Genomic DNA, 1,157 nt, shown 5'->3' with positions numbered 1-1,157 from the left:
TGCCCTGGGCGACAAGATCCAGGGCTCGACGCCGGAACTCCGGCGGGTGGGCAGCAGGCATCTCACGGACTCCTTCCGAGACGATCATCGCCTCAAAGCTGGCGTCCGGAAAAGCGGGTCAGGCTCCAAACGCTCGATCTTCCCGTTGGTCTGGGGCCAGTAGGGGCGGGTCCGTTTGTGGCGGATTCGGTATCGCGCCAGGCATAAGAGCGGTAGCAGGCGCCGTTATCCGAGAGCACTCGCTCGATGGTGACGCCGTGGTCGGCAAACCAGGTTGTCGCGCGGCGCAGGACACCGATCGCGGTCTCTGGTCGTTCGTCTGCGTGCATCTCGACGTAGGCGACCCGGGAGTGGTCGTCGACGACGGTGTGGAGCGGTTCACCTCGGCCATGGCATGCCGGTTCCTGGTGCCCTGCGCGGCCGAGGAAACAATGCCCACCGCCGTCGGGAATGTTGCCGAACCTCGTGACGTCGACGTGGATCAGCGAGCCGGGGTGGTCGTGCTCGTAGCGGCGGATCGGTTCCCCGGTGACCCGGTCGATCCGCGACAGCCGGTTGATCCTGCAGCGCACAGAACGGCGTGGACAGTCGAGGGCGCCAGGCCGAGCTCGTCGGCGATCTGGACCGGCCCAAGCCTGTGCCGCCACCTCGCCTTTACGATCTGCTTGACCACCGAAACGGGCGTCTTGGCCGGCATCGAGCGCGGACGACTTGACCGGTCCTGCATTCCCGCGACGCCCTCAGCATGCAAACGAGCCGCTCACTTCCGGGCCGTGACCGTCGAGACCATGGACATCTTCGCCGCCACAGAGGGACACGAAGACCTCCAGGTTCGTTAAGCGGTTGAACTCAACGGCTCCACTTCACAACTGGAGGTCTTCGCCTCTCAACAGCCCAGAGCCGTATCACCGAAACAACACCCCTGGACATCACACCTAGACGGCGACGTGCTGTGCTGCTGGGTCTGGCAGGGCGCGGCAACGAGGATCGACAGCCGCGACGCCGCCTGGTGATTAGGCCCAGCGCTAGGTGTACCCGGTCAGCACGTTGGTGACGCCCGGTTAGGGAGAAGGCCTCCACGATTGGTGGTGTCTAACGTCACCGAAGTGGAGGCCTTCTCTTGGTCCACCGTAATGCGCGGCTTACCGTCACGGGCC

At 64.9% G+C, this 1,157-nt stretch carries 1 pseudogene; it reads right to left on the bottom strand.

Annotation, left to right across the window (positions count from 1 at the left end):
• Window positions 1-129: 129 nt before the first annotated feature.
• Window positions 130-727 (bottom strand): annotated as a pseudogene (locus K5S26_RS18490) (DDE-type integrase/transposase/recombinase); the annotation flags it as partial.
• Window positions 728-1,157: the final 430 nt, after the last annotated feature.

It is taken from the genome of Microbacterium marinilacus (genome assembly GCF_019753765.1).
Lineage (GTDB): Bacteria > Actinomycetota > Actinomycetes > Actinomycetales > Microbacteriaceae > Microbacterium > Microbacterium marinilacus.
This window is presented reverse-complemented; position numbering and strand designations above follow the sequence as displayed.